16 protein-coding genes are annotated in these 17,915 nt (G+C 67.4%); 2 read left to right on the forward strand and 14 right to left on the reverse strand.

Annotated elements, in window-relative coordinates; all coding sequences use genetic code 11:
- A complete protein-coding gene (locus A4F85_RS17645; protein WP_063327306.1) occupies positions 1–1,167 on the forward strand; it encodes a zinc ribbon domain-containing protein in 1,167 nt (388 codons plus the stop codon).
- 12 nt (positions 1,168–1,179) lie between these two features.
- Here A4F85_RS17645 and A4F85_RS17650 read toward each other — a convergent pair whose 3' ends face one another.
- The 6 genes from A4F85_RS17650 to A4F85_RS17675 form a co-directional block, all read right to left on the reverse strand.
- The gene (locus tag A4F85_RS17650; protein WP_063327307.1) at positions 1,180–2,295 is read right to left on the reverse strand and encodes a TIGR03364 family FAD-dependent oxidoreductase; all 1,116 of its coding nucleotides are present in this window, start codon (positions 2,293–2,295) and stop codon (positions 1,180–1,182) included.
- A gap of 33 nt (positions 2,296–2,328) precedes the next feature.
- The gene (locus A4F85_RS17655) at positions 2,329–4,107 is read right to left on the reverse strand and encodes a putative 2-aminoethylphosphonate ABC transporter permease subunit (protein ID WP_063327308.1); all 1,779 of its coding nucleotides are present in this window, start codon (positions 4,105–4,107) and stop codon (positions 2,329–2,331) included.
- A complete protein-coding gene (locus A4F85_RS17660) occupies positions 4,104–5,177 on the reverse strand; it encodes an ABC transporter ATP-binding protein (RefSeq protein WP_063327309.1) in 1,074 nt (357 codons plus the stop codon). The genes A4F85_RS17655 and A4F85_RS17660 overlap by 4 nt, the downstream gene beginning before the upstream one ends.
- 14 nt (positions 5,178–5,191) lie before the next feature.
- Positions 5,192–6,235 (reverse strand): putative 2-aminoethylphosphonate ABC transporter substrate-binding protein, encoded by a 1,044-nt coding sequence (locus A4F85_RS17665; RefSeq protein ID WP_063327310.1) that lies wholly within the window; start codon positions 6,233–6,235, stop codon positions 5,192–5,194.
- Positions 6,236–6,397: 162 nt separating this feature from the next.
- Positions 6,398–7,147, reverse strand: coding sequence for a GntR family transcriptional regulator (locus tag A4F85_RS17670; RefSeq protein ID WP_063327311.1), 750 nt, complete (start codon positions 7,145–7,147; stop codon positions 6,398–6,400).
- A 10-nt stretch (positions 7,148–7,157) separates the two neighbouring features.
- Entirely contained in the window at positions 7,158–8,609 is a 1,452-nt protein-coding gene (locus A4F85_RS17675; protein ID WP_063327312.1) for an NCS1 family nucleobase:cation symporter-1, read from the reverse strand.
- Between the two features lie 211 nt (positions 8,610–8,820).
- On the opposite strand from A4F85_RS17675, the gene A4F85_RS17680 reads away from it, so the two are divergent.
- A complete protein-coding gene (locus A4F85_RS17680; protein ID WP_063327313.1) occupies positions 8,821–9,702 on the forward strand; it encodes a LysR substrate-binding domain-containing protein in 882 nt (293 codons plus the stop codon).
- Positions 9,703–9,708: 6 nt separating this feature from the next.
- Here the strand turns inward: A4F85_RS17680 and rfbC are convergent, their stop codons facing one another.
- The 8 genes from rfbC to A4F85_RS17720 all read right to left on the reverse strand — a co-directional run bounded on the left by rfbC (position 9,709) and on the right by A4F85_RS17720 (position 17,851).
- Positions 9,709–10,257 (reverse strand): dTDP-4-dehydrorhamnose 3,5-epimerase, encoded by a 549-nt coding sequence (rfbC, locus tag A4F85_RS17685; RefSeq protein ID WP_043819830.1) that lies wholly within the window; start codon positions 10,255–10,257, stop codon positions 9,709–9,711.
- Positions 10,254–11,144: a glucose-1-phosphate thymidylyltransferase RfbA gene (gene rfbA, locus A4F85_RS17690; protein ID WP_043819827.1), complete on the reverse strand. Its 891-nt coding sequence runs from the start codon at positions 11,142–11,144 to the stop codon at positions 10,254–10,256. The genes rfbC and rfbA overlap by 4 nt, the downstream gene beginning before the upstream one ends.
- Positions 11,145–11,185: 41 nt before the next feature.
- The gene (gene rfbD / locus A4F85_RS17695) at positions 11,186–12,088 is read right to left on the reverse strand and encodes a dTDP-4-dehydrorhamnose reductase (RefSeq protein WP_063327314.1); all 903 of its coding nucleotides are present in this window, start codon (positions 12,086–12,088) and stop codon (positions 11,186–11,188) included.
- Positions 12,085–13,155, reverse strand: coding sequence for a dTDP-glucose 4,6-dehydratase (rfbB, locus tag A4F85_RS17700; RefSeq protein WP_063327315.1), 1,071 nt, complete (start codon positions 13,153–13,155; stop codon positions 12,085–12,087). The genes rfbD and rfbB overlap by 4 nt, the downstream gene beginning before the upstream one ends.
- Before the next feature lie 165 nt (positions 13,156–13,320).
- On the reverse strand, positions 13,321–14,544 hold the full coding sequence (gene fabB / locus A4F85_RS17705) for a beta-ketoacyl-ACP synthase I (protein WP_063327316.1): 1,224 nt from the start codon (positions 14,542–14,544) through the stop codon (positions 13,321–13,323).
- Complete coding sequence (fabA, locus tag A4F85_RS17710) at positions 14,541–15,065, reverse strand: bifunctional 3-hydroxydecanoyl-ACP dehydratase/trans-2-decenoyl-ACP isomerase (protein WP_012203203.1); 525 nt, start codon at positions 15,063–15,065, stop codon at positions 14,541–14,543. Before fabA ends, fabB begins: the two co-directional genes overlap by 4 nt.
- Before the next feature lie 178 nt (positions 15,066–15,243).
- Complete coding sequence (gene lnt, locus A4F85_RS17715; RefSeq protein ID WP_082848231.1) at positions 15,244–16,896, reverse strand: apolipoprotein N-acyltransferase; 1,653 nt, start codon at positions 16,894–16,896, stop codon at positions 15,244–15,246.
- A gap of 73 nt (positions 16,897–16,969) precedes the next feature.
- Positions 16,970–17,851 carry an HlyC/CorC family transporter gene (locus A4F85_RS17720; protein ID WP_013804259.1) on the reverse strand — a complete coding sequence of 294 codons (882 nt, stop codon included), beginning with the start codon at positions 17,849–17,851 and terminating at the stop codon, positions 16,970–16,972.
- Positions 17,852–17,915: the final 64 nt, after the last annotated feature.

Below are 17,915 nucleotides of genomic sequence, written 5' to 3' on the forward strand. Positions count from 1 at the left end.
GTGAGCGCGCCCTCCCCCCGTTCTTCTTCCACTCCCGCCTCCGGCTCCTGGGAGGCCGCAGCCGCCGCGCCGGCCATGGTGCGCAAGCACCCCTGCCCCGAATGCGGCGCCAACCTCGAATGGAATGCCCAGGCCCAGGCGCTCAAGTGCCCGTACTGCGGCACCACGGTGCCCTGGAGCGAGGAAACGCGCGAGGAACTGGGCCGCGATGTGGTCGAGCAGGACCTGGCCGAGGCGCTGCGCAACCCAAAGTCCGGCCGGGGCTGGGGCACGGAGGACCGCTACGAGGTCCAGTGCCAGAACTGCCGCGCGATCTCGGTCTTCGTGAACCGCACCGTGGCCCAGCGCTGCGACTTCTGCGGCTCGCCCTCCATCGTCGCCCATGAGGACCAGGGCGATGCCATCACACCGCAGAGCATCCTGCCCTTCAAGATCAGCGACGGCCAGATCCGCGACCGCATCCGCCAGTGGTATGGCAGCCGCTGGTTCGCGCCCAACCGCCTGAAGTCCGCCGCGCTGACCGACACGCTGCACGGCATCTACCTGCCCTACTGGACCTTCGACGCCCACGCCAGCGCCGACTGGCAGGCCGAGGCGGGCTTCTACTACTACACCACCGAGTCCTACCGCGACAGCAACGGCAACGTGCAGACGCGCCAGGTGCGCCATGTGCGCTGGGAGCCGGCCTCGGGCAGCCTCGCCCATTTCTTCGACGACGAGCTGGTGCCCGGCACCGTGGGCGTGCACCCCAACCTGCTGCGCCAGGTGGAGCCCTTCCCCACCACCACCGACCTCAAGCCCTACACGCCCGAGTTCGTGCGCGGATGGACCGTGGAGCGCTACCAGATCGACCTGGGCAAGGCCGCCCAGGTCAACGTGCAGGACATGGACGAGCAGCTGCGCGCCCTGTGCGCGCGCCAGGTGCCCGGCGACACCTACCGCAACCTACAGATGCAGCGCGAGTACCAGGGCCGCACCTTCAAGCACATCCTCGTGCCGGTCTGGCTGGTGGGCTACACCTACGGCAGCAAGACCTTCCAGATCATCGCCAACGGCTACACGGGCCAGATCGCGGGCGAGCGCCCCTACAGCGCCCTCAAGATCACGCTGGCCGTGCTGGCCACGATCATGGTGCTGGCGCTGCTGTGGGTGATGTTCGGCAAGTAGGCCGGCTGCTGCTCACCACGCGCTCCAGACCTCCTCGGCCAGACCGAACGCCGTGCTGGCGCCGGACCCGCCCGTGACAGCGACCACGCGCGTGGCCTCGTCGGGCGCATGCACCACGCAGGGCGCGTCCTGCGCACTCGGGTAGACGCCCACCCAGCGCTCCACCACCTGCGCATCGCGCAGGTGCAGGGCCTCGTTCATGTGGCGCAGCATCAGCCGGTCCACGGCTTCGCTGGCAAAAGGCGGGGGCGCTGCGCCGTAGTGGTGGGAGTCGCCCACCACCAGGCTGCCGTCGGCGCTTTGCACGGCAATCAGGTGGATGCCGTGGGCCAGGCTCTCGCCCTCCTCCCGCTCCAGTTCGGCGCGCAGCGCGGCGGCTTCGGGCAGGGCGCTGTAGCCCTCGTATCTGACCATGCTCAGATCACCCATGACCGAGCCCTTGAGCCGAAAGCCCGGCTGCGGCCGCACGCGCAGCATCTGCAGCTGGCACAGCTGGATGCGGTGCGGCGCCCACAGGCCGGCGAACAGGCCGCCCGGGTCGGCGTTGTTGCAGACCACCACGCGTTCGCCGTGGTAGCTGGCGCGCGTGCTGCGCACCCGGGGCGCGGCCACCTCGAGCACGGCCTCGCCAAAGCGGAAATCCACGCCCATGGCCTGCTCCAGCCACTGCGCCAACCTGGGAATGGCCGTGCGCGACTCCACGCGCAGTTCATGCGGGCTGTAGAGCACGGCGGACAAATCCTCGGTACGCAGTGCAGGATGGCGCTCGGCGGCCTGGGCCGGCGTGAGCAGCTCGCAGCGCTCGCCCATGGAGGTGCTCAGAAAGGCGTGGAGCACGGCCTCGGCGCTGGGGCGGCGCGCCGTCAGCCACAGGCCACGGTGCACGACCTCGATGCCGGCCTGCGGCGCGATCTCGGCCCAGGTGTCGCGCGAGCGCATGGCACGCCGCCAGTGGGCACCGGCCTGCTGCCCCGTGACGGTCACAAAGCCAAAATTGCGGATGGAGGCGGAGATGCAGGCCGCGTCGCGCTCGATGACAAGCACGCTGCGGCCACGGCGCGCAGCCGCATAGGCGTGGGCCAGGCCGACAATGCCGGCCCCCACCACGATCAGGTCGTAGTTCTTCATAAGAAAAAAACGGAGGGAGGAAGAGAGAAGGAATCAGCGCTGGCGCCAGCGCTGCGTGCGCCGCTGCACCCAGGCATCCAGCGCCGCGATCAGCAGCCGGCCCGTGGCGGCGGTGGCAAAGATCAGCGTGGCCATGGCGGCGGCGGGCGCGGTGTCGCCCGCGTCGTCCATGGCCAGCACGGCCACCGAGGCCAGCGTGGTCTCGGGCGAGTAGAGGAACACCACGGCCGACACCGTGGTCATGGCGTTGACGAAGAAGTAACCGGCCACCTGCATCACTACGGGCATGCACACCGGCAGGTGCACGCGCCACAGCAGCGTCCAGAAGGCCACGCCCAGGGAATCGGCCACGCGCTCGTATTCGGCATCGAGCTGCTGCAGCGCGGCCAGTTGCGTGATGTGCGCCACCGAGAAGAAATGCGCCACCGAACACAGCACCAGGATGGCCATGCTGCCGTACAGAAAATGCAGCGGATTGCCCTGGGCATTGAAGAACAGGATGTAGCCCAGGCCCAGCGCCAGCCCCGGCACGGCCATGGGCAGCGTGGCCACGGCATGCAGCCACTGGCGCGTGCGTGCCCAGCGCTGGGGCTTGGCCACCAAATAGGCGGTCACAAAACTCAGCACCGCCCCCACCACCGCCGTGGCCAGCGCCATGGACAGCGAGTTGCCATAGCTGGCCCAGCCGCCGCCGTCCATCATGTCGAAGCGGTAGTTCTTGAACGTCAGCGTGAGGTTGTAGGGCCAGTAGCTGACCAGGGAGGCCAGCACGGCCGTGCCCATGACGGCCAGCAGCGCCAGCGCCACCAGCGCGCAGTACGCAAGCAGCGCGCGGTCCAGCGGTGCATGGGGCTGGGGCACCAGCGGCACGGAGCGCACGCCCATGGTCGCCGCCTGGCGCGCACGCAAATGGCGCTCTGCCGCAAAGGCCAGGCCCGCAGGCACCAGCAGCAGCATGGCCACCACGGCACCCATGGACAGCTTTTGCTGGCCTATGACCTGCTTGTAGATATCGGTGGCCAGCATGGCCGTGTTGCCGCCAATGACCTTGGGCACGCCGAAGTCGGTCACCACGAGCACGAAGACCACGATCCAGGAAATCATCAGCCCGTAGCGGCTGGCTGGCAGCGTGACCTGGCGGAAGCTGCGCCAGCGGCTGGCGCCCAGCGTGGCGGCCGCCTCGTACAGGCGCGCATCGCCCGAGGCCAGCGTGGTGCACAGGATCATCAGCGCATGCGGAAAGGTCCAGAGCACCGAGCCCACGATGATGCCGAAGGGCCCGTAGGCCGAGCCCCCCTGCAGCCAGCCCTTGAGCAGGCCCTGGCTGCCGAACAGGTAGATCAGGCTGATGGCCATGAGCAGCGAAGGCGCCAGCAGCGGCACCAGGGCCAGGCCCCGGAACCAGCGCGCCAGCGGCATGCAGCTGCGCACCACGCCATAGGCGTAGACATAGGCCAGCAGCACGCAGACCGTGCTGCTCACGGCCGACAGCCACAGGCTGTTGAACAGCGATTGCGCCACGCCCGGCATGCGCGCATAGGTGATGAACTGGGCCAGGCCCGTGAAGCGGCCCGCATCGTCCCAGAAACTCCTGCCCAGCAGGCTGGCGACCGGCAGGGCGATGGTGGCCAGCAGCCAGGCCAGTGCGCCCAGCACCAGGGCGCCCAGCCACCAGCGCTCCCAGCCTGCGCTGCGCCCCCGCGGACGCACGGGCCCTGCAGGCACGCTGCGGCGGGCGGGAACGGAGCGGTCCACCGGTACGGGGACGGGGACGGGCACGGAAATGGCCGTGTCCATGGGATGCGCGCTCATGCGGCCTTCCTCGCATCGGGCGCCGCCAACGGCTGCAGCGCAGCGGCGGGCAGCTCCATCAGCACCTCGCCCTGCAGCCAGTCGGGCAGGCCCACGTCGTGGCGCAGGGGCCACTGGGCGTCAACCTGGCATTGCAGCGTGGGGCTGAACAGGCGCACCAGGGCCATCGATCCCAGGAACGAGGTCTCCACCACGCGGGCGCGGAACAGGTTGGCCAATGCCGTGGGCTGGGCCGGGTGCAGCACCACGCTCTCGGGCCGCACGCCCACCAGCAGGGCAGCGCCAGGCTCGAAACCGGCCAGCGCGCAGCGCAGGCTGGCCTCGCCGATGCGCACCTGGTCCGCCGATTCGGCCGTGGCCGGCAGCAGGTTCATGCGGCCCACGAAGCCGGCCGCGAACTGGCTCACGGGCCGGGCATAGAGCTGCTCGGGCGAGCCCTGCTGCTCGATGCGGCCCTGGTGCATGAGCACCACGCGGTCGGCCATGGACAATGCCTCTTCCTGGTCGTGCGTGACCATGATGGAGGCAATGCCCAGCTGGCGCTGCAGCTGGCGGATCTCGCTGCGCAGCTCGGTGCGCACCTGGGCATCGAGCGCGGACAGCGGCTCGTCGAGCAGCAGCAGGCGCGGCCGGGGTGCCAGCGCGCGGGCCAGCGCCACGCGCTGCTGCTGGCCGCCCGACAGCTGGGCCGGGTAGCGCTGGGCCTGCGCGCCCAGGCCCACCAGGGACAGCATCTCGGCCACACGCTCGCGCGCCTGCGCCGCAGGCTGCCCGTTCAGCCCGAAGGCCACGTTCTGCGCGGCCGTGAGATTGGGAAACAGCGCATAGCTCTGGAACACCACGCCAAAGCCACGGCGTGCGGCCGGCCAGCGCGTGATGTCATCGCCCTGGAACAGCACCCTGCCCTCGTCAGGCATGTCGATGCCGCAGACGATGCGCAGCAGCGTGGTCTTGCCGCAGCCCGAAGGGCCGAGCAGGCTGACGAACTCGCCCGCCTCCACGTTCAGGTCAATGCCGCGCAGCACCTGCTGCTCGCGGTAGCGCTTGGCGATATGGTCTATGCGCAGCATGGCGTGGCTCCGGCTTACTTTTTCTCTGCCTTGGCTTCGTAGCGGCGGCTCCACTCGGCCAGGATGCGGTCGCGGTTATCGGCGGCCCAGTTGAAATCGTTCTTCGCCAACCGCTTTTCCAGATCGGCGGGAATGAACTCCAGCTTCTCCTGCGCCTCGGGCAGGGCCAGCACGGCGAAGTTGGCGGCATACAGCTTGTTGGCCTCTGGCGTGACGGCCCAGTCGGCCAGCGCCTTGGCGGCTTCCTGCTTCTTGCTGGTCTTGAGGATGGCCGTGGCCTCCACGTCCCAGCCCAGGCCTTCCTGCGGGAAGACGATGTCGATGGGCGCACCGTCCTTCTTGGTCTTGCTGGCGCGGTACTCGAAGCTCAGGCCCACGGGAAACTCGCCGGCCCCCGCCTGTCGGCAGGGCTTGGAGCCGCTGTGCGTGTACACGCCCATGTTCTGGTGCAGGCCGTCCATGTAGGCCCAGCCCTTTTCCTCGCCCATGATCTGCAGCCAGGCCGCGACCATCAGGTAGCCCGTGCCGCTGGAGGCCGGGTGGGGCATGGTGATCGTGCCCTTGAACTCGGGCCTGACCAGGTCGGCCCAGCTGGCGGGCACCGGCAGCTTGCGCTTGCCGGCCTCCACGGTGTTGAAGCAGATGGCCGAAGACCACAGGTCCATGCCCACCCAGGTCGGCTGGGCGCGCGGATCGCGCATGTTGGCGCGCACCTTGTCCAGGCCCTTGGGCGCGTAGGGCTGGAGCATGCCCTGCTTGTCCAGCAGCATCAGCGAGGTGGCGGCCACGCCCCAGATCACGTCGGCCTGGGGATTGGCCTTCTCGGCCAGCAGGCGGGCCGTGATGATGCCCGTGCTGTCACGCACGAACTTGAGTTCGATCTCGGGATGGACCTTCTCGAAGCCGCTCTTGTAGGCCTTGATCTGGTCGGCCTCCAGCGCGCTGTAGACCAGCAGCTCGGTCTTGGCCGCGTGGGCAAGGGTGGCGAAGGAGGCGACGGTCAGCGCCGCAGAGGCAATGGCGAGGCGGCGGCCCAGGGAGGCAAGGGTGTGGCGCATGGCGTGGCAGTTCCGTTGTGGGTTCGTGGACAGGTGGCAGGTTCACCACCTCTGACACCCACTTTAGGAAGCGCAGGTGAAACGCCCGTGTCACACAACGGAAATTTGGCGAAGCGGGTATTGGCGGATTTGGGAGTCCCACCCATCGCCCACCCCGCCTCTTCAGCCGCGCGGCTTGCCCCTGCCTGTGCGCGTTGCCTGGGCGGCCTGGGCCGCCTGGGGCTGCAGTGCATCCAGCAGCCGGTCCTGCAGGCGCGAGCGGTGGGCGAGGTTCTCATCCAGCCGCGCGGCCAGCGCGTCGATGTGCTCGCGCATCAGTTGCTCGGCGCGCGCCATGTCGCCGGCCGCCAGCGCATCGACGATGGCCTCGTGGTCGGCATTGGAGTGCTGGGCCTCGGTCTGCGACTGGTACAGCGCAGACACCAGGGTGGTGCGCGCCGAGAGGTCGGCCATCATGGCCGTGAGAAAGCGGTTGCCCATCTGCTCGGCCAGGCAGACGTGGAAGTCGGCCAGCAGCACGCTGCGCTGGCCGGCGTTGTCGGCCTCGGCGATGGCGCCCCGCTCCTGTGCCACATGCTCGCGCAGCGTGCGTATGGCCGCCTGCAGCGGCCGGCCCGCGTCGCGCAGCATGCCGGACTCCAGCACGCGGCGCGCGGCATAGGTTTCCTGGGCTTCCTCGAACGAGGGCTCGACCACGTACCAGCCCTGGCGCGAGCGCACCTCGACGAAGCCGCGCGCCTGCAGCTGCATCAGCGCCTCGCGCACCATGGTGCGGCTCACGCCGAAGACCTCGGCCAGTTCCTTTTCGCCCAGGCGTTCGCCAGGGCGCAGCTTGCGCTCGACGATGGAGCGCATGACGCGCTCGGCGATCAAGGCCGGCCCGGTGGCCGGCGCATCCTGCGGCTCGGACATGGCAGCCTCCTCAGGCCGCGGCCGGAATGCGGCGCGGGCGCAGCGTGGCCATCACCCAGTACACGCCGCCGCCGATCAGCACGCCGAAGAACCAGCCGTAGGTGCCCCACCAGACCGGCAGCAGGCTGGTGAAGTTGGGCAGGATGGTGGAGAACACGCTGCCGATGCCAGTGGCGATGAGCGCGTTGACGTTCCAGCCGCCCTCGTAGCGGTATTCGCCATGTTCGTCATACAGCGCGGCCACGTTGATGTTGCCCTTGGCCACCAGGTAGTAGTCCACCAGAATGATGCCCAGCAGCGGCCCCATGGTGGCGCCGATGGCGTTCACGAAGTGGGCAGCCCCGCCCTCCCATGGTGCAAAGGGGTAGAGAGCCAGGGCGATCAGTGCGGCGATGTATCCACCGCGCTTGAAGTCGATGCGCTTGGGAAACACGTTGGAAATATCGAAGGCCGCCGAGACGAAGTTGGCCACCACGTTGATGCCCAGCGTGGCCACGGCAAAGGTGACGGCGGCCAGCAGGGCCAGCACCCAGCTGTCGAACTTGGCCGAGATCTGCTCGGGGTGCAGCAGCACCTCGCCATAGACCTTGAAGGCCGCAATCGTGGTGATGCCGGCCACCAGCGAGAAAGCGATCAGGTTCACGGGCAGGCCCCAGAGGTTGCCCTTGGCGACCGCTTCCTTGTTCTTCGCATAGCGCGAGAAGTCGCAGAAGTTCAGGTACAGCGCCGCAAAGTAGGTGATCCAGGTCGCGCCCACGGCCATCAGCGCCCAGAAGCTGCCCGGCGCGCCGCTCACCCCCGCATCCTTGGTCTTGTCCAGCAGCACATCCATGGGAATGCCGTGGTCGAAGCTGAAGCCGCCGGCCTTCACGCATAGGCCGATGGCCAGCACCAGCATGGCGATCCACACGGCAGGCCCGGCCCAGTCCTGGAATCGCCGCACGGTCTCCATGCCCCTTTGGATGATCAGCAGCTGCAAGGCCCAGATGACCACGTAGCAGATCACCTCCAGCCCCGAATGGCCCAGCCAGTGCGTGGTCTGGTGGAAGGACAGCAGGGCTTCATTGCGCACCAGCAGCGCCACCATGGCGCCCGAGGCGGCCGCCGTCTGCGCGCCATACCAGAAGCAGGCCACGACGGCGCGCACAAGCGCCGCCAGATTCGCACCCCAAACCCCGAACGAGGCACGCGCCAGCACCGGGTAGGGCACGCCGGTCTTCTCGCCCGCATAGCCCACCAGGTTCATCAGAAAAAAGATGACCAGGGAACTGATGCCGATGGCGATCAGAAAATTGACGAAGCTACCGCACAGCAGAAACAGGCTAGCCGCCAGGTAGTAGCCCCAGAGGCTGTGCACGTCCGAAGTCCAGACGTTGAAGATGCTGAAGGCGCCCCAGCGGCGGTCCCTGGTGGGCGCCAGATCTTCGTTGTAGAGACCTGGCGAGGGGTTGCGGATGTCCATTGATGCGCTCCTTGACCACGAGTAATCACTGACACAAGACCAGCCGAAACCCATGATCAGCTGGCACACAAACTGGCACGCAAACTGGTATGCAAGAAGTGTGCCTTTGGGCGCAGGAGTTTTTTCCCGGGACATACCCGGCCACCGCAGGCCTTCGGGCTGCGGCGACATGGTGAAATATGGAGCCGCCCCCCCTGCTTCCAACCCCGCCATGTTCCTCACGCAGCTCAAGTCCTTTTTCTGGGTCGCCCGCCTTGGCAGCATCACGCAAGCCGCGCGCCAGCTCGCACTGAGCCAGCCCACCGTGACCACCCAGATCCGCGCGCTGGAAGAGCACTACGGCGTGGAGCTGTTCCATCGCCAGGGCGGACGGCTGTCCATCACCGATGCCGGCTTGCGCCTGCTGCCCCAGGTCGAGCAATTGCTGCTGCAGACCATTCAGCTGGAGTCGGCGCTGCGCCATTCGGGCGATGCCAGCCAGGGCCAGCTGCGCATAGGCGCGACGGCGCCCTACTACGTGCTGGACATCGTCAAGCGCTACCAACGGCGCTTCGAGCGGGTGGAAGTGGCCATCGTGGGCGGCAACTCGCGCCAGATGGTGCAGGCGCTGGTGGACTACCAGGTGGACCTGGCGACCTCGTCACACCTGGAGAGCGATCCGCGCCTGCTGCGAGTGGAGCTGGGCCAGGACCCGCTGGCCCTGCTGGTGCACCGCAGCCACCGGCTGGCGCAGCGCACCATGGTGCAGGCGTCCGATCTGGTGCACGACACGCTGATCCTGCGCGAGCGCGGCTCCATGACGCGCCAGCTCACCGAACAGATGCTGGCCGCCGCCGGCCTGGCACCGCGCCACATCATGGAAATCGCCAGCCGCGAAGCCATCCGCGAGGCCGTGATCCGCGACATGGGCATCAGCGTCTTCGCCCGGCATGAAGCCTCGGCCCACCCCGACATCGTCGTCCTGCCCTTCGCAGGCCCCGTGCCGCGCCTGCCCGAATACCTGTACTGCCTGCGCGAACGCCGCCAGGCCCGGCTGATCGCCGGCTTTCTGGAGGAAGCCGTGCCGGGCGGGGTGCTGCCGGACCAGATGTGAACCGGCTCAGGCCAGCTCGGCATCCGCCAGCAGCGGCTGCTTGAGATCCTTGTCCGACAGCGACAGCTCCACATCGAGCTGCGGCCACTGCACACCGATGGCCGGGTCGTCCCAGGCAATGCCGCGATCGGCCTGGGGCGCGTAAAAGGCCGTGGCCTTGTAGAGGAAGTCGGCGCTGTCGCTGAGCACCATGAAGCCGTGGGCAAAGCCTGGGGGCACCCACAGCTGGCGGTGGTTGTCTTCCGTCAGTTCGGTTCCCACCCATTGGCCGAAGGTCGGCGAGCCCTTGCGGATGTCCACGGCCACGTCGAACACGGCGCCGCGCACCACGCGCACGAGCTTGCCCTGGGCATGGGGCGGCAGCTGGTAGTGCAGGCCGCGCAGCACGCCTTTCTTGCTGCGGCTGTGGTTGTCCTGCACGAACTGGTGGTCCGTGCCCGTGGCCTGGTTGAAGGCCTGCTGGTTGAAGCTTTCCAGGAAGAAGCCGCGATCGTCGCCAAAGACCTTGGGCTCGATCAGCATCACCTCGGGAATGGCCAGGGGTGTTGCCTTCATGCGTGCGCCTTTTCCTTGAGGATCTGCAGCAGGTACTGGCCGTAGCCATTCTTGGCCAAGGCTTGGCCCAGTGTCTCCAGCTGTGCCTGATCTATCCAGCCCTGGCGAAAGGCGATCTCCTCGGGGCAGGAAACCTTCAGGCCCTGGCGCTGCTGCAAGGTGGCGATGAACTGGCCGGCTTCCAGCAGGCTGTCGTGCGTGCCCGTGTCCAGCCAGGCATAGCCACGGCCCATGAGCTCCACATTGAGCTGGCCCTTGTCCAGGTACAGGCGGTTGAGGTCGGTGATTTCCAGCTCGCCGCGCGCCGAGGGCTTGATGGACTTGGCCAGTTCCACCACCTGGTTGTCGTAGAAATACAGGCCCGTGACCGCGTAGTTGCTCCTGGGCTGCTTGGGCTTTTCCTCCAGGGAAAGAACCCGGCCCTGGGCATCGAACTCGGCCACGCCATAGCGTTCCGGGTCCTGCACATGGTAGGCAAACACCGTGGCGCCTTCGCTGCGCTGGTCGGCACGCTCGAGCAGCTTGGCAAAGTCGTGACCGTAGTAGATGTTGTCGCCCAGCACCAGGGCGCTGGGTGCACCTGCCAGGAAATCCTCGGCAATCAGAAAGGCCTGTGCCAGGCCGTCCGGGCTGGGCTGGACTGCATATTCGAGCTTCAGGCCCCACTGCGAACCATCGCCCAGCAACTGCTCGAAGCGCGGCGTGTCCTGCGGCGTGCTGATCACGAGGATCTCGCGGATGCCCGCGAGCATGAGGGCGCTCAGCGGGTAGTAGATCATCGGCTTGTCGTAGACCGGCAGCAGTTGCTTGCTGATGGCCAGCGTGGCCGGGTGCAGGCGGGTGCCGGAGCCGCCCGCGAGGATGATGCCTTTGCGTGTCTGGTTCATGTCCTGGATCCTGGGGTTCTTACGGGAGCGCGCAGCCGCGCTCAGATGATTTCCTGCAGCATGCGGTCCACGCCGGCTTGCCAGTGCGGCAGGCGCAGGCCGAAGGTCTGCTGCAGCCGGTCGGTGTTCAGCCGGGAATTGTGCGGGCGCTGCGCCGGGGTGGGAAAGGCGCTGGTGGGCACGGCAGCTATGCGCTGCACCTTCCAGGGGCGTTCGGGCGCGAGTTCGCGCGCCTTGGCGATCACATGGCTGGCGTAGGCGTGCCAGGTGGTCTCTCCACCGGCCACCAGGTGGTACAGGCCCTGGTCGCCGGGTTGGCGCTGCAGCTGGCGGATGGCATGGGCCGTGACGTCGGCGATGAGGTCCGCGCCCGTCGGTGCGCCCCATTGGTCGTCGATCACGCTCAGCGCCTCGCGCTCCTGGGCCAGGCGCAGCATGGTCTTGGCGAAGTTGCCGCCGCGCGCCGCATAGACCCAGCTGGTGCGAAAGATCAGGTGGCGGCAGCCCGAAGCCTGGATCAGTTGCTCGCCTTCGAGCTTGCTGCTGCCATAGACGGACAGCGGCGCCGTTGCCTCGGTCTCCGTGCGTGCGGCGCTGCCGCTGCCGTCGAAGACATAGTCCGTGCTGTAGTGCACCAGCAGCGCACCGGTCTGCGCCGCCTCCCGGGCCAGCACCTGGGGTGCCAGCGCGTTGAGCAGCCGCGCCTGGTCAGGCTCGCTTTCAGCCTTGTCCACGGCCGTGTGGGCCGCAGCATTGACGATGACATCGGGGCGCAGAGCGCGCACGGTGCGTGCAAGCTCATCGAGGCGCGAGAGATCGCCGCACAGGCCCTGGCCACCAGCGTCGCCCTGGCGGTCCAGCGCAATCAGCTCGCCCAGTGGCGCCAGGCTGCGCTGCAGCTCCCAGCCCACCTGGCCATTGCGGCCCAGCAGCAGCAGCTTCATGCGCCGGCTCCCTCCGTGTACTGGCGGCTGACCCATTCGCGGTAGGCGCCGGACTGCACATCGGCCACCCATTCGGGGTTGTCCAGGTACCACTGCACGGTCTTGCGGATGCCGGTCTCGAAGGTCTCGGCAGGCTTCCAGCCCAGTTCACGCTCGAGCTTGCGCGCGTCGATGGCATAGCGCCGGTCATGGCCGGGGCGGTCCTTCACATAGGTGATCTGTGCGCTGTAGCTGGTGCCATCGGCCTTGGGGCGCAGCTCGTCGAGCAGCGCGCAGACCGTGTTCACGATCTCGACGTTGGGCTTCTCGTTCCAGCCGCCCACGTTGTAGGTGTCGCCCAGCCTGCCGGCCTCCAGCACGCGGCGGATGGCGCTGCAGTGGTCGCGCACATAGAGCCAGTCGCGTACCTGCATGCCGTCGCCATAGATGGGCAGCGGCTTGCCGGCCAGGGCGTTGACGATCATCAGCGGGATCAGCTTCTCGGGGAAGTGCAGCGGGCCGTAGTTGTTGCTGCAGTTGGTCGTCAGCACGGGCAGGCCGTAGGTGTGATGCCAGGCGCGCACCAGGTGGTCGCTGGCGGCCTTGCTGGCCGAGTACGGGCTGTTGGGCTCATAGAGGTGGTCTTCGGTGAAGGCCGGTGCCGCAGGCGCCAGGCTGCCGTAGACCTCGTCAGTGGACACATGCAGGAAACGGAAGGCCGCCCTGGCCTCGGCATCCAGCGCGCTCCAGTAGCCACGCACGGCTTCGAGCAGGCGGAAGGTGCCGACCACGTTGGTCTGGATGAAGTCCTCGGGGCCATGGATGGAGCGGTCCACATGGCTCTCGGCCGCGAAGTTGACCACGGCGCGCGGCCTGTGCTCGGCCAGCAGGCGGGCCAGGGTCTGGCCGTCGCCGATGTCGGCCTGCACGAAGACATGGCGCGCATCGCCTTGCAGGCTCTCCAGGCTTTTGAGGTTGCCGGCGTAGGTGAGCTTGTCCACGTTGAGTACCGGCTCATCGCCGGCAGCCAGCCAGTCCAGCACGAAATTGGCACCGATGAAGCCGGCGCCGCCTGTGACAAGAATCATGGTTCAACCTTGCAAAAATTTCATTGTTCTTGGGGCGAGGATCCTGCAGCAGCATGGGGTGCAGCCTCCCGCCCGGCCTGGGCATTGTCGGCGCTCACCAGTAAAAAAGCCCGCAGGAGGCGGGCTTTTTCCTTCAGGACACGCCTTTTACACACCAGGGCGTGTTCACTGGCCCTGCCAGCGGCGCAGCACCAGCGAGGCGTTCGTGCCACCGAAGCCGAAGCTGTTGGACAGCACGGTGTTCAGTCGGGCATCGCGCGTGCGGGTGACCAGGGGCATGTCGCCCAGTGCCGGATCGGGCGTGTCCACGTTGACCGAGCCTGCGATGAAGCCCTTGTTCATCATGATCATGCAGTAGATGGCTTCCTGCACGCCGGTCGCGCCCAGCGAGTGGCCGGTCAGCGACTTGGTGGAGGAGAACGGCGGCACCTGGTCGCCGAACAGCGCGCGCATGGCGCGCACTTCCTGCATGTCGCCCACGGGCGTGGAGGTGCCGTGGGTGTTGATGTAGTCCACGCCGCCTTCGATGCCTTCAAGGGCCTGCTGCATGCAGGCGATGGCTCCGTCGCCCGAGGGCGCGACCATGTCCTCGCCATCGCTGGTGGCGCCAAAGCCCACGACTTCGGCCAGGATGTTCGCACCCCGGGCCTGGGCGTGCTCCAGGCTTTCCAGCACCACGGCACCGCCGCCGCCTGCGATCACGAAACCGTCGCGGTTGGCGTCATAGGCGCGCGAAGCCTTTTCCGGCTGGTCGTTGTGCTTGCTGGACATGGCGCCCATGCCGTCGAACAGCAGGGCCATGCCCCAGGACAGCTCTTCGCCGCCACCGGCAAACATCACGTCCTGCATGCCCCAGGCAATCTGCTGTGCTGCCGCACCGATGCAGTGCGCCGAGGTGGAGCAGGCCGAGGTGATGGAGTAGTTGATGCCCTTGACCTTGAAATTGGTCGCCAGGCAGGCCGACACCGTGGAGCTCATGCAGCGCGTGACCTGGTAGGGACCGACGCGGCGAATGCCCTTCTCGCGCAATGTGTCAGCCGCCTCGATCTGGTTGGCCGGCGAGCCGCCGCCCGAGCCCATGATCAGGCCCGTGCGCGGATGGCTGACCTGCTCGGGCATGAGGCCGGCCTGGGCGATGGCATCTTCCAGCGCGATCTGCGCATAGGCTGCCGCATCGCCCATGAAGCGCAGCTGCTTGCGATCGATCCGTGCCTCGACGTCGATCTCCGGCACACCGGCCACCTGGCTGCGCATGCCCAGTTCGGTGAACTTCGGCATGGCCTTGATGCCCGTGCGGCCCTCGCGCAGCGAGGTCTCCACGGTATCGAGGTCGTTGCCGATGCACGAGACAATGCCCGCGCCGGTGATGACTACGCGACGTTTGGTCATGCTGCCGTTCCCTGGCCTTCACCCTCGCGCAGGAACAGACCCACGCGCAGGTCATTGGCCACGTAGATTTCCTTGCCATCGGCCAGCAGGCGTGCATCGCCGATGGCCATGTTGAGCTTGCGCTTGATCACGCGCTTGATGTTGATTTCGTAGGTCACCAGCTTGACGTCAGGACCCACTTCGCCCGTGAACTTGACCTCGCCGGCGCCCAGGGCGCGGCCGCGGCCGGGAAGGCGCAGCCAGGTCAGGTAAAAGCCGATCAACTGCCACATGGCGTCCAGGCCCAGGCAGCCGGGCATGACGGGATCGCCCCGGAAATGGCAGTCGAAGAACCAGAGATCAGGCTTGATGTCGAGTTCGGCGACGATCTTGCCCAGGCCGTGGGCGCCACCATCGGTGTCGATGTGCGTGATGCGGTCGAACATCAACATGGGAGGCAGGGGAAGACGTCCGCTGTCTGCGGAAAACAGCTTGCCTTCGCCCGAAGCGATCAGTTGCTCATACGAAAAAGAATCGGCCATTGTCTAACTTGCTCCACGGCGGCACTGACGCCACCTCTATCTCTGAATGGGTGCGGCCCGCAGCGGACCATGCAGCCGCGCATTATCGGGGTTGAACGTTGCCAGACTGCAACAAAACCCCGAGGCCGCATCAAAACTCTGCCACAAAAGCCACGCCGACCCAGGTCGCGGGCCTTGGCTACAGCCCCTGGACCGGCCGCTTGCGGCGCCTGATCCACGCCACCGCCAGCACCGCCAAAGCAGCCAGACACAGCGGCACCAGACCTGCCGCGTGCACCCAGCGCGCGAATGGCGTCAAGGCCTCGCGCCCCTGCACGCTGGCCTGCAGCACGGCGCGCTCGTAAGGCACCAGCGCCTGCGTGACCACACCCCGGTGGTCGATGGCAACTGTGGCGCCGGTGTTGGTGGCGCGCAGCATGGGGCGCTCGAATTCCAGCGCGCGCATGCGGCTGATGGCCAGATGCTGGTCGATGGCCACGCTGTCGCCAAACCATCCGATGTTGCTGAAATTCACCAGCACCGTCGGCGCCGTCGCCGCGTTGCCAAAATGCGCACCCAGCTCCTCGCCAAACAAATCCTCGTAACAGATGTTGGGCGACAGACGCTCGCCGGCCCAGGCCATGGAGGGCTGGCCCAGCGCGCCGCGGTTGAAGTCGCCCAGCGGTATGTTCATCATCTGCGTGAACCAGCGGAACAGCGGCGGGATGAACTCCCCGAAGGGCACCAGATGGTGCTTGTCGTATTGGTAGTCCTGGATCTGGCCGGGCTGCCAGCCCACGACCGAGTTCGTGTAACCGGCCTCTTCCGACCCCAGGGGAATTCCCAGCAGCGCTGCCTGCCGGCCGTCCTTCTTCAGATACGGTTCGCGCAGCAGGTCCAGGTATTCCTCGGGCAGTTGCTGGGGCAGCAGGGGTACGGCCGTCTCAGGCGCCACCACCAGTTGCGCGGTGGCCGCGCGCAGCTCGCGCCCGTACCAGCCCAGCGCCAGAGGAATGCCGCTGCCGGCCTCGAATTTCTCATCCTGCGGGATATTGCCCTGCAGCAAGGCCACGCTCAGCGCCGACCGTTCGGCCGACGGTGCATTGATGGCGGCATCGCGAAGCCACCACAGCCCGCCCCAGGCCAGGACCAGCGCCACTGCAGTGGCCACCAGGCGGACGGGCCGGAGACCCTGTCTGTCCAGCAAGGCAGCCAACCCATACGACAGCCCATATGCCAGCCAGGCCGCCACGGCCCCCGTGCCATAGACGCCAATCCAGCGCGGCAGCACGGACAAGGGACCTTCCACATGGGCATAACCGCCCGCGCCCCAGGGAAAGCCGGTCCACAGCCAGCCACGCGCCAGTTCGGCCAGCAACCAGACGGCGGAAAACAGCAGCGCGCCACCCGCCGCACCAGCAGGGCGCAGCCTTTGCCAGCCCCAGGCTGCCACCGCGTAGTAGCTGCCCAGAAACGCCGCAAGCGCCAGCACGGCGGCAACGGCCAGCGGCGCAGGCAGGCCGCCATAGACATGCATGGAGATGAACAGCCACCAGAAGGTGGCCACCAGCCAGGCCGTGGCGAACAGCATGGCACGCCCTGCCGCCTGGGCCGGACGCTGCGCCGTCTGCAGGGCGCGCGCCAGCACGGCCAGCGACAGAATCTGCAGCCACCACAGCGGGCGGCCATAGCCGCCGATGAGGCTCAGCGGCCCGTCACCTTGCCCGCGCGCCCAGGGCCAGGCCAGTGACAGGGCCTGTGCCGCACCCGCGACAAGCAGCAGCATGCCCTGGGCGAACCGGCCCATGCGCCGGCCGTCTTGCGAGAAAGCGGAAGAACTGGACAGGGGCATCGGCCGGTTGTGCGCAAAAAGAGGTAGGTCTCGGGTGAGAGAGGTCCAGCCAAGGGCAGGTTCAGGCGCAGCCTCAGCTGCGCAGCAGGCTGTCGGCGGCGGGATCGCGCACCACCTTGAACCAGCGCACGGCGCCGCCCTTGGTGTGCAGCACGGTGAATTCCAGACCCGCCAGATGGATCTGCTCGCCGCGCTTGGGCACATGGCCCATTTCGTGGGCGATCAGGCCGCCGATGGTGTCGAACTCATCGTCGGGATCGCGGGCATGCAGGGCGACCTCGAAGGTCTCGTTGACATGCTCGATGGTGGTGTCGCCCGCCACGCGGTAGCTGTTGTCGGCCAGGGCGAAGATGTCGCCCTCGTCCTCGGGGATGTCGAACTCGTCCTCGATCTCGCCGACGATTTCCTCCAGCACGTCCTCGATGGTCACAAGGCCCGCCACGCGGCCGAACTCGTCGATGACCACGGCGAGGTGGTTGCGGTTGCCCCGGAATTCGCGCAGCAGATCGTTCAGGCCCTTGCTCTCCGGCACGAAGGCGGCGGGGCGCAGCAGGGCGCGGATGTTCAGGTCCGGCGAACGCTGCAGCTTGAGCAGGTCCTTGGCCAGCAGGATGCCGATGATGTTCTCGCGCTCGCCCTGGTAGACCGGGAAGCGCGAATGGGCCGTGGTGATGACCTGGTGCAGCAATTCATCGAACGGCGCGTCGATGTTGACCAGGTCCATGCGAGGGGCTGCGACCATGACGTCGCCGGCCGTCATGTCGGCCATGCGGATCACGCGTTCGAGCATGACGCGCGACTCGGGGCCGATGACCTGATTGTCCTCGGCGTCGGCCAGGGTCTCGATCAGCTCGTCGGGAGAGTCGGGGGCCGGGTGAATGAACTCGGCCACCTTTTGCAGGAAGCTTCGCTTGCTTTCCTTCTCGGAAGAGCGCGCAGGATGGGGGTCGGACACTGTCTTGGAGTGCAGGACGTGCGGTAGTGAAACAAGCTGCAAGGATAGCGGATTGCTCCGTCAC

The sequence above is a fragment of the Delftia sp. GW456-R20 genome, from assembly GCF_001622915.1.
GTDB lineage: Bacteria > Pseudomonadota > Gammaproteobacteria > Burkholderiales > Burkholderiaceae_C > Comamonas > Comamonas acidovorans.

Excerpts from the sequence above, each read along its gene's own strand:
- A4F85_RS17650 (WP_063327307.1), bottom strand. The coding sequence starts at position 2,295 with ATGAAGAACTACGACCTGATCGTGGTGGGGGCCGGCATTGTCGGCCTG.
- A4F85_RS17655 (WP_063327308.1), bottom strand. The coding sequence starts at position 4,107 with ATGAGCGCGCATCCCATGGACACGGCCATTTCCGTGCCCGTCCCCGTC.
- A4F85_RS17660 (WP_063327309.1), bottom strand. The coding sequence starts at position 5,177 with ATGCTGCGCATAGACCATATCGCCAAGCGCTACCGCGAGCAGCAGGTG.
- A4F85_RS17665 (WP_063327310.1), bottom strand. The coding sequence starts at position 6,235 with ATGCGCCACACCCTTGCCTCCCTGGGCCGCCGCCTCGCCATTGCCTCT.
- A4F85_RS17670 (WP_063327311.1), bottom strand. The coding sequence starts at position 7,147 with ATGTCCGAGCCGCAGGATGCGCCGGCCACCGGGCCGGCCTTGATCGCC.
- A4F85_RS17675 (WP_063327312.1), bottom strand. The coding sequence starts at position 8,609 with ATGGACATCCGCAACCCCTCGCCAGGTCTCTACAACGAAGATCTGGCG.
- A4F85_RS17680 (WP_063327313.1), top strand. The coding sequence starts at position 8,821 with ATGTTCCTCACGCAGCTCAAGTCCTTTTTCTGGGTCGCCCGCCTTGGC.
- rfbC (WP_043819830.1), bottom strand. The coding sequence starts at position 10,257 with ATGAAGGCAACACCCCTGGCCATTCCCGAGGTGATGCTGATCGAGCCC.
- rfbA (WP_043819827.1), bottom strand. The coding sequence starts at position 11,144 with ATGAACCAGACACGCAAAGGCATCATCCTCGCGGGCGGCTCCGGCACC.
- rfbD (WP_063327314.1), bottom strand. The coding sequence starts at position 12,088 with ATGAAGCTGCTGCTGCTGGGCCGCAATGGCCAGGTGGGCTGGGAGCTG.
- rfbB (WP_063327315.1), bottom strand. The coding sequence starts at position 13,155 with ATGATTCTTGTCACAGGCGGCGCCGGCTTCATCGGTGCCAATTTCGTG.
- fabB (WP_063327316.1), bottom strand. The coding sequence starts at position 14,544 with ATGACCAAACGTCGCGTAGTCATCACCGGCGCGGGCATTGTCTCGTGC.
- fabA (WP_012203203.1), bottom strand. The coding sequence starts at position 15,065 with ATGGCCGATTCTTTTTCGTATGAGCAACTGATCGCTTCGGGCGAAGGC.
- lnt (WP_082848231.1), bottom strand. The coding sequence starts at position 16,896 with ATGCCCCTGTCCAGTTCTTCCGCTTTCTCGCAAGACGGCCGGCGCATG.